General features: G+C 73.0%; 6 protein-coding genes and 1 pseudogene. 6 read left to right on the top strand and 1 reads right to left on the bottom strand.

Going from position 1 to position 8,341, the window contains the following annotated elements; all coding sequences use genetic code 11:
- The first annotated feature begins 103 nt into the window (after positions 1-103).
- The 6 genes from ACRDSK_RS28905 (at position 104) to ACRDSK_RS28880 (ending at position 7,132) form a co-directional block, all read left to right on the top strand.
- A complete protein-coding gene (locus ACRDSK_RS28905) occupies positions 104-1,204 on the top strand; it encodes a hypothetical protein (protein ID WP_431444518.1) in 1,101 nt (366 codons plus the stop codon).
- A gap of 7 nt (positions 1,205-1,211) precedes the next feature.
- Positions 1,212-2,459 carry a mannose-6-phosphate isomerase, class I gene (gene manA, locus ACRDSK_RS28900; protein ID WP_431444517.1) on the top strand — a complete coding sequence of 416 codons (1,248 nt, stop codon included), beginning with the start codon at positions 1,212-1,214 and terminating at the stop codon, positions 2,457-2,459.
- A 47-nt stretch (positions 2,460-2,506) separates the two neighbouring features.
- Entirely contained in the window at positions 2,507-3,427 is a 921-nt protein-coding gene (locus ACRDSK_RS28895) for a cation diffusion facilitator family transporter (protein ID WP_431444516.1), read from the top strand.
- 75 nt (positions 3,428-3,502) lie between these two features.
- On the top strand, positions 3,503-5,041 hold the full coding sequence (locus ACRDSK_RS28890; RefSeq protein WP_431444515.1) for an amino acid permease: 1,539 nt from the start codon (positions 3,503-3,505) through the stop codon (positions 5,039-5,041).
- The gene (locus ACRDSK_RS28885) at positions 5,038-6,321 is read left to right on the top strand and encodes a glutamate mutase L (RefSeq protein ID WP_431444514.1); all 1,284 of its coding nucleotides are present in this window, start codon (positions 5,038-5,040) and stop codon (positions 6,319-6,321) included. The genes ACRDSK_RS28890 and ACRDSK_RS28885 overlap by 4 nt, the downstream gene beginning before the upstream one ends.
- Positions 6,299-7,132: a DUF3800 domain-containing protein gene (locus tag ACRDSK_RS28880; RefSeq protein ID WP_431444513.1), complete on the top strand. Its 834-nt coding sequence runs from the start codon at positions 6,299-6,301 to the stop codon at positions 7,130-7,132. The genes ACRDSK_RS28885 and ACRDSK_RS28880 overlap by 23 nt, the downstream gene beginning before the upstream one ends.
- Here ACRDSK_RS28880 and ACRDSK_RS28875 read toward each other — a convergent pair.
- Positions 7,129-8,341 (bottom strand): annotated as a pseudogene (locus tag ACRDSK_RS28875) (hypothetical protein); the annotation flags it as partial. The gene ACRDSK_RS28880 and the pseudogene ACRDSK_RS28875 sit on opposite strands and share 4 nt — an antisense overlap.

Below are 8,341 nucleotides of genomic sequence, written 5' to 3'. Positions count from 1 at the left end.
CGGCGGCACCGAGCCTGCGAGGGGGCGTCGTGAGCGAGCTTGCGAGCGAACCAATGTCACAGGGCGACCGCGAGCGGCGGCACCGAGCCTGCGAGGGGGCGTCGTGAGTTCAACGGTCGACGACACTCTGCTCGACGACCTCGACCGGATCGCCGAGGTCGACAATGACGGCCTGCTGCAGGCCGCCGCGATGGCCGGTGCCCAGGTGCGGGCCACCGTCGAGGCCGCGCAGGAGGCCGGCATCGCCCGGCTCGCCGGCTCCATGCCCCGCGCGCTGGTGCTGATCACCACGCCCGGGCTGAGCCCGGTGGCCGCGAAGCTGCTGCACGCGTTGCTCGGCCGGGCCTGCCCGGTGCCGGTTGTGCTCACCGACACCGCGCCGACCTGGCTCGGGCCGTTGGACGTCGTCGTCGCGCACACCGACGACGCGGGTGACGGCGCCCTCGCCGAGTCGATCGACCGAGCCCGCCGCTACGGCGCGGGCGTGGTGCTGACCGCCCCCGAGGACGGGCCGGTCGCCGCCGCCGCGGCCGGCCAGTGCGTGTTGATCCCGCCGCGGATCCCGGTGCCCCCGCCGTTCGGCTTCACCCGCGCGCTGGCCGGCGGCCTCATCGCGGCGACCACGCTGGAACTGCTGCGCACCGACCTCGACATGGTCGCCGACGAGCTCGACCGCGAGGCCGAGCGCGACCACATGCAGCACGAGTCGTTCGTCAACCCGGCCAAGTCGCTCGCGCTGCGCCTCGCCGAGCGCACCCCGCTTTTCTGGGGCCTGGACGACGTGGCCACCGGGGTCGCCTGGTACGCCGCGCAGGTGCTCGGCACGCACACCGACCTGGTCAGCGACGTGGCGTCCTACCCGCAGGCGACCAGCCGGACCGCGCTGCACCGGGCGGCCACCCGGGCCGCGGCCGGCGCCGACATCTTCGCCGACCCGGACGACCTCGACCCCGCGCAGTCCTCGCCGTTGCGGGTGTTCCTGCTCGCCGTCTCCGCCACCCCGAACGACCCGGTGCGCCGGCTCGCGGTCGACACGTTCCCCGCCGCCGACCTGCTCGTGCCGGCCGAGGAGATCACCGCCGACGAGACGACCTGCGCCGCGGTGCTCGCCCTGCGCTTACAGCTCGCCGCGCTCTACCTCGGACTCGCGGCCGGCACCACCGGCGGCACCACGACCTACGGACCTGCCAGGCCGCGGGATTGAGGGCCTGATGCAGCTGCTGAACAACCGGGTCCGCCCGTACGCCTGGGGTTCCCGCACGACGATCGCCGAGCTGCTGGGCCGCGAGGTGCCGGCGCCGCACCCGGAGGCGGAGCTGTGGCTCGGCGCGCACCCGGGAGACCCGTCGGCGGTCGTCGACGCGGACGGCGCGCGGCGGTCGCTGATCGACGTGCTCGCCGCGGACGCCACCGGCCAGCTCGGACCCGCGGTCGTCGCCCGGTGGGGCGACCGGCTGCCGTTCCTGCTGAAGGTGCTCGCCGCGGACGAGCCGCTGTCGCTGCAGGCGCACCCGTCGGCCCGCCAGGCCGCGGAGGGCTACGCGCGCGAGGAGCGGGCCGGCATCGCGCGGGAGGCGGCCAACCGCAACTACCCGGACCCGACGGCGAAGCCCGAGCTGGTGTGCGCGCTGACCGAGTTCCACGCCCTGGCCGGGTTCCGCGACCCGGACCGCACGGTCGAGCTGCTGCGCGCGGTCCAGACGCCGGCGCTGTCCGGGCACGTCGACCTGCTCGCCGCCGAGCCGGACGGGGAGGGGCTGCGGGCGCTGTTCACCACGTGGATCACGCTGCCGCAGCCGGCGATCGACGCGCTGCTGCCCGACCTGCTGGACTCGTGCGTCACGCACGTCAAGGAGCACGGCGGGTTCGAGCTCGAGTGCCGCACGATCCTCGAGCTGGGCGAGCGGTACCCGGGCGACTGCGGGGTGCTGGCCGCGCTGCTGCTCAACCGGCTGGTGCTCGCCCCGGGCGAGGCGATCTTCCTGCCCGCCGGCAACCTGCACACCTACCTGCACGGCACCGCGGTCGAGGTGTTGGCCAACTCGGACAACGTGCTGCGGGGCGGGCTGACGCCCAAGCACGTCGACGTGCCGGAGTTGTTGCGGGTGCTGGACTTCCGGTACGGCGACATGTTGGTCACCACCGGCGAGCCGGCCGGGCCGCGGCGGGTGTACCGGACCGCGGCACCGGAGTTCGAGCTGTCCCGGATCGAGTGGGCGGCCGACGAACCGCGTGCCGAGGTGAAGCTCGAGGGCGGCGTGCCGCGCATCCTCGTGTGCGTCGACGGCGGGGTGCGTGCGGCAGCGGTCGACGGCCGGGAGCTGACGTTGCGGCGTGGCCAGTCGATGTGGCTACCCGCGGCCGACCCGGACGTCGTGCTGGCGCCGGTCGGCGAAGGACGGTCGCGGCTGTTCGCCGCGACGGTGGGTAGTGAGACGGCGGGTGTGTCGAGTCTCTAGGCTCTCGCCTTGATCCGGGACAAATCAGACTTATCGAGGGAGCTGCCGTGGCTGCAGGGGGCGGGACCAGGGCGATCGTCGCCGCACTGCTGGCGAACGCGGGAATCGCGGTCGCGAAGTTCATCGGCTTCATCATCACCGGCTCGTCGTCGATGCTGGCCGAGTCGGTGCACTCGGTCGCCGACACGTCCAACCAGGGCCTGCTGCTGCTCGGCCAGCGGACCTCGCAGCGCCGCGCGACCCGCGAGCACCCCTTCGGGTTCGGCCGCGACCGGTACTTCTACTCGTTCATCGTGGCGCTGATGCTGTTCAGCCTCGGCTCGGCGTTCGCGATCTACGAGGCGCTCCACAAGCTGCAACACCCCGAGCCGCTCACCTCGCCGATCGTCGCGGTCGTGATCCTGGTGGTCGCGATCGTCCTGGAGACGTTCAGCTTCCGCACCGCGATCGTCGAGTCCCGCAAGGTCAAGGGCGACGTCTCGTGGTGGGGCTTCATCCGCCAGTCGCGCACCCCGGAGCTGCCGGTCGTGCTGCTCGAGGACGCGGGCGCGCTGTTCGGTCTGGTCTTCGCGCTGTTCGGCGTCGGCCTCTCGGTGATCACCGACGACCCGATGTGGGACGCCGTCGGCACGCTGATGATCGGCATCCTGCTCGGCGTGATTGCGATCATCCTGATCATCGAGATGAAGAGCCTGCTGATCGGCGAGGGCGCCACCCCGCGCGAGTACGACGCGATCGCCGAGGCCGTCGTCGCCGGCCGCGTGCAGCGGCTGATCCACATCCGCACGCAGTACATCGGCCCGGACGAGCTGCTGGTGGCGGCGAAGATCGCGCTGGCGCCGGGCCTGCCGCTGGCCGAGGTGGCGGCGGAGATCGACGGCGCCGAGGAACGCATCCGAGCCGCGGTCCCGGCGGCCCGGCTGATCTACCTCGAACCCGACCTGGACCGCACGCCCGCCACGACCTGACCTTCGCTATGCGAAACGGGCCGGTTACTCCCACTATGGTCTGAGTTTGATCAGGCGGTGGAGTGAGGAGGAGCCGTGCCCGGTAACGGTCTGTGGCGTACCAAGTCCGTCGAGCAGTCCATCGCGGACACCGACGAGCCGGAATCCAGGCTGCGCAAGAACCTGAGCGCCTGGGACCTCACGGTGTTCGGCGTGGCGGTGGTCATCGGCGCCGGCATCTTCACGCTCACCGCGCGCACGGCCGGCGACCTCGCCGGGCCGTCGGTGTCGCTCGCGTTCGTGCTCGCCGCGATCGCGTGCGCGCTGGCCGCCCTGTGCTACGCCGAGTTCGCCTCGACGGTCCCGGTCGCGGGCAGCGCGTACACGTTCTCCTACGCGACCTTCGGCGAGTTCCTCGCCTGGATCATCGGCTGGGACCTGGTGCTGGAGTTCGCGGTCGGCTCGGCCGCCGTGGCGACGGGGTGGTCGACGTACCTGCAGACCGTGCTGGGCTACCTGTTCGGTGACGGCGTCACCACCTCGTTCGACGTCGGCGGCCTGACGGTGAACTGGGGCGCGCTGCTGCTGATCATCGCGCTCACCGTCCTGCTCGCCGTCGGCACGAAGCTCTCCTCGCGGGTCAGCATGGTGATCACCGCGATCAAGGTCGCGATCGTGCTGTTCGTGATCCTGTTCGGGCTCTCCTTCGTCAAGGCCGCGAACTACACGCCGTTCGTCCCGTCGGGCGAGTCCGGCGAGTCCGCGTCCACCGGTGTCGACCAGTCGGTGTTCTCGTGGCTGGCGGGCGGGTCGAGCAGCGCGTTCGGCGTCTTCGGGCTGCTCGCGGGCGCCTCGCTGGTGTTCTTCGCGTTCATCGGCTTCGACGTCGTCGCCACGACCGCGGAGGAGACGAAGAACCCGAAGCACGCGGTGCCGCGCGGCATCCTCGGTTCGCTCGCGATCGTGACCGTGCTCTACGTCGCCACCGCGCTGGTGGTGACCGGCATGGTGCCCTACACCGACCTGGCCACCGGCGACGACGGGGAGTCCAAGACGCTCGCGACGGCGTTCGCGCTCAACGACGTGGACTGGGCGGCGAACCTCATCTCGATCGGCGCGCTCGCCGGCCTCACCACGGTCGTGATGGTGTTGATGCTGGGCCAGATCCGCGTGCTGTTCGCGATGTCGCGCGACGGCCTGCTGCCCCGCGGCCTGGCCCGCACGGGCGAGCGCGGCACCCCGGTGCGCGCGACGATCCTGGTCGGCGGGCTCGTGGCCGCGGCGGCGACGTTCTTCCCGGCGGGCAAGCTGGAGGAGATGGTCAACGTCGGCACGCTGTTCGCGTTCGTGCTCGTGTCGGCCGGCGTGATGGTGCTGCGCCGCACCCACCCGGACCTGCAACGGGGGTTCCGGGTGCCGGCGCTGCCGGTGATCGGTGTCGCGGCGATCCTCGCGTGCCTGTGGCTGATGCTGAACCTGACGATCCTGACGTGGCTGCGGTTCTTCGCGTGGATGGTGCTGGGCGTGGTCGTGTACTTCGTCTACAGCCGTCGCCACTCGGTGCTCGGGCGTCGCGGCGCTTCGCCGTCGCAGCTGCCCGTCGACGGAGCGGACCCGAAGGCCACCTCGAGTTGACCTTCCTGTGCCTCGACGTCGGGTCGACGTGGACCAAGGGCGTCGCGGTGTCGGCGGCCGGTGCGGTGCTCGGAGTAGCGCAGCACCGGACCACGCCGCCGGAGGTGCTGGACGGGGTGGCCGCCGTGACCGGCGCGCTGCCGGCCGCTTCATCGGTGCTGGCCTGCTCGTCGGCCGGCGGCGGGCTGCGGCTCGCGGTCGTCGGACAGGAGCGGCTGGTCAGCGCCGAGGCCGGCTACCGGGTGGCGCTCTCGGCCGGGGCGAAGGTCGTCCACGTGTCATCGGGCCTGCTCGACCCGGCGGCGGTACGCGTGCTGCGGGCGGCGGCGCCGGACGTCGTGCTGCTGGTCGGCGGCACCGACGGCGGTGACGAGAAGGTGTTGCTGCACAACGCCTCCCGGCTCGCGCGGGTTGCCGTGCCGGTGGTGCTGGCCGGCAACGCGGCCGCTCGCGACGAGGCACTGGCGTCGTTGTCCGGCCGGCGGGTGGTGCCGGCGGCGAACGTGCTGCCCGACGTCGGCGAGCTCGAGCCGGGTCCGGCGCGCGTGGCGATCCGCGAGGTGTTCCTGCGGCACGTGATCGGCGGCAAGGGCCTCTCGCGCGGGCCGCGGTTTCGCCGGCTGGTGCGGACGGTGACCCCGGACGCGGTGCTGTCGGGCGTGTCCCGGCTGGCCGGCGTCCTCGCCGAGCGCGACGAGCAGGCGGGCGCGGTCCTGGTGGTGGACGTGGGCGGCGCGACGACCGACGTGTACTCCGCGGTGTCCACAGTGGAGTCGACGGAGCACGCGGTGGCACTGCCGCCCGACCGCCGGACCGTCGAGGGGGACCTGGGCATGCGGGTGAGCGCGCCCGGCGTGGTCGCGGAGGCGCAGGCCGCTCGTCTGTCCTTCCCGGAGTCCCTGGTGGCGCAGGCCCGGCGTCGCCACGAGCACGTCGACCTCGTGCCGACCACACCCGGAGAGTCCGAAGTGGACTTGGAGCTGGCGCGCCTGGCCGTGGTGCTGGCGGTCCGCCGCCACCTCCAGCTGGTCGACGGCAACCTGGGCCCGCGCGGCGCCGGCGTCCTGATCCTGTCCGGCGGCGTCTTCCGTCACGCCCCGGACCTGACCACGGTGGAGGCGGACCTGCGCAAGCACCTGGGCCCGGTCCTGCGCGAGGCCGAGTTCCGGGTCGACCGCGACGGCCTGCTGGCCCCGGCGGGCCTGCTCACCCAGTCGGGCCACGCAGAGATCGCCGACGCCGTGCTGAAATCCCTTCATGAGACTGGCGTTCATCGATGACAGCCAGCAGCGCGAGCCACCCCGCGACGGGCTGGGTCACCTGCTGGCCATCGGTGCCGTCATCGTGCCCGACGACCAAGTGGCCGGCTTCGCCGAAGACCTGAGGCGCATCCGCGACGAGCTGGGCATGCCGGCCGGCGAGGAGATCAAGTGGGCGCCCGCCAAGGGAACGTTCCTGAAGAGCGCACCCGTGGCGGCGATCAGCAGGCTGCGGACCGGCATGCTCGAAGCCGCCCAGCGCCGCGGCGTCAAGTCGGTGGTGGTCATCGTCGATCACGACCGCGCCTATCGCCAGAAGAGTCAGGCGGAGATCGGCGTCATCATGCTGAAGTGGTTGTACGAGCGGATCTCCATGCACTTGCGCGACCGCGAGGTCGATGACATCGGCATGATCATCGCGGACAAGCCAGGGGGCGGGAGCGCGCAGGAGAGCAAGTGGCTCGCCGCCTCGCTGGAGCTCACCGACTACGGCACCGAGTACGTCTCACCGGAGCGGATCGTCCTGCCGATCGTCACCGCGCACAGCCACCACGTGCCCCATCTCCAGCTCGCCGACCTCGTCGTCGCCGCCACCACGGCCGCCTACGCGGGACGTCGGTCGGGTCTCGATCTCGTGCCGTTGTTGCGGCCGATGATGCACAGGCACCGCCTCGGCCATGTCAACGGCGCCGGCATCGTTCAGTTTCCCGAGCTCGTCAACCTGTACTACTGGGCGTTCGGAGAGACCGCCTGGGCGAAGCCGTCGGCGAACGCCGGCTGGGAGCTGCCCAGGCAGGGAGAGGTCTACTTCGACGAGGACGGCCTGTCCTAGGGCGTCGGCGGGAACAGCGGGTCCAGCTTCGGCTCGGCGGGGTCCAGGCCCGCGGCCATCGCGACCGCGCGGTCCCACTCCGGGTCCGCGGTGTAGTTGGCGTGTCCCTGCACGCCCGGGGCCCACCGCCGACCGGGAACCGGGCCCGCCGCGGGGTCGGGCAGCCAGTGGTCCAGGCCCAGCACCAGCGCACCCGACGGTGCCCGCGTCGCCGGGGCGAGCGGGCCGGCCGTCCCGTCCGCGCGCAGGCCAACGCCCAGCAGGTCCGACCCGTACACCTGCTGGCTCCACGTCGTCACCGCGCCGCCGAGCGGGTCCGTCCCCCGGCACAGCGACCGCCACCGCGTGCCGAGCTCACCCGCGAGCGTGCCCAGCGCCCGCTGCGGCAGCACCGCCGGGAACGCCCGGCAGTACGCCCACCGCAGCTGCGAGCCGACGGTCACCAGCCCGATCCGCCGGCGCTGCGGCTCGTCCAGCGAGTTCAGCAGCCGCGCCGCCGCGACCGCGACCAGCAGGCTGCCGTGGGAGTCCCCGGTGAGCACCACCCGCGTGTCCGGCTCGCGAAGGTGCTCGACGGTCCGCGCGGCCAGCTCCGGCGCCACCTTCATCGCGTAGCACGGCGGCACGATCGGATGCGCCTCCCGCGGCCAGAAGGACGCCAGGTCGGTGATCACGCCCAGCTGCCGGCCCGCCACGGGCACCCGCGCCGCGTTGTACACCGCCCGCAGCAGCGCGCCGGCCAGCACGCCCAGCGACAGCAACCCGATGCCGGACAGCGGATCCGTCCACTGCGGCAGCGACACGTCGAACACCCGCACGGCCAGCGCCATCGCCGCGCCCAGCGACAGCACGAACGCGGCGGTCAGCAGGACGTGGTGCAGGTGCGCCCGCCGCCAGGCCGCGGCCCGCCAGGCCCGCACCGCGTCGGCCGCCCGCCCGGAGCCACGCCCGGCGTCACGCCCGGAGTCACGCCCGGTGTCGCCGTGCAGCAGCCGGGCCATCGCGTCGGCCGGGGTGAACCGGCCCGAGCGCAGCCGCGCCAACGCCACCGCCACGAACACGCCGAAGCACGCCGTCGCCAGCACGCCCAGCACGGCCGACGCGCCCCACAGCAGCGTCACCGGCTCGTAGCCGTCGGGCAGGTCCCCGGGCGCGCCGACCAGCCGGCGGACCGCGACCGCCAGCCCGACCCCGAAACCGCCGCCCAGC

It is taken from the genome of Actinophytocola sp., assembly GCF_050699915.1.
GTDB lineage: Bacteria > Actinomycetota > Actinomycetes > Mycobacteriales > Pseudonocardiaceae > Actinophytocola.
Note: the sequence above shows the minus strand (reverse complement) of the source record. Positions and strands in the feature narration are given on the sequence as shown.